Annotated in this window: 1 protein-coding gene; it reads right to left on the reverse strand. The window is 48.3% G+C overall.

Going from position 1 to position 1,260, the window contains the following annotated elements:
- Positions 1-1,206: MATE family efflux transporter (locus tag ACWHAR_RS21965; RefSeq protein WP_452087821.1), on the reverse strand; the 1,206-nt coding region annotated here is incomplete at its 3' end.
- Positions 1,207-1,260: the final 54 nt, after the last annotated feature.

The following is a 1,260-nucleotide window of genomic DNA, read 5'->3' on the forward strand; positions in this document are numbered from 1 at the left end:
CAACGTTATGCCGTACAGACCGAGATGAGCCGGCCCGCTCAGCGTGACCGCCAGCACCACATTCACCGCACCTAACAGCAGGGTAACAATCGCCGGTGTTTTTTGTTGATTAAAAGCGGTCCATATATAAAACAGCGGCATAAAGGCGAGGCTGACAACCAAGTATCCGGCATGAATAAATAAAAGCGGTGCTATCGACGAAAAGGACGGTCCGAGCCAGATTGTCAAAAAAGGTCCCGCCAATCCGCCCAATAAGGCAGCAGGAAGTGCAAGCAAAAGACCATTGAGCCTTACTGCCTTATTGGCGTAATTCATCAATCCTTCCATATCGCCTTTTGAATAATATGAAGTCATGATGGGCGCAAACAGGGATGCGACCGTTCCGGCCAAGCTGCGCAAAAGCAGCGGAAACTGGATAATCGCCGCGTATTTCCCGGATGCGGACGCCCCCAGCATCAAATTGGCGGTTAACAGATCAATCTGCAAAAAAAGCAGGACGCCGATTTGATTGACGGAGCTCCATGCGCCCGCTTGAAACAGCTCCTTGCTTGTGCGGAATGAAAGATCCTTCATACGAAACGAAAACCACGGAATCAGCTTTTTGAAGAAATAGAAAGACAGCACAGACGCAATAACAGCACCAGCTAAAGCTGCAAGCTGGATCTGCCAGATTTTCGGCGCAAAACATGCAAACAGGAGCAGCACAGACAGCACCCGTATAAGCATTTGCACCGCCTGAATGGAACTGGTGATATAAAGGCGGTTGGCATAAAATGGTGCAGCGCCGAAACCCGCCATCAGAAACGTTAAAATAAACAGCAAACTGCCGATTAAAATCGACAAACGCACATCAGCCAAAAGCGCTTGCGGCACATTCATGACGCGGTCAATAAAAAAAGCCGAACCCGCAAGCGGCAGCAAGAGCAGCAATGAAATCAAAACAGAGGCCGCTAAATAATTGCTGATATACGCATTTGCTTTCTCCCGCTCTTCCCTGTGGGCAGCAACAGAAAAGAACCGAACGACAACCGAGCTGAGCGCCACGGTAATAATCGAAAAGTAATTAATCACATTATGTGTCAAGTGAACAAAGCCAAACGCTTCCACACCGAGCGTTTTGACAATAAAAGGCGTCATCCAAACCGATAGGAAAACAGACAACAGAAAAGCCGTGAGATTAGCGCTGAAATTTATCGTGAATTTCATGCCTGCTTCGCACTGCCTTTCATTTTCCCCCGCTGCTCGAAAAACAGCTTGATG

Source organism: Bacillus sp. LR--39 (assembly GCF_053613335.1).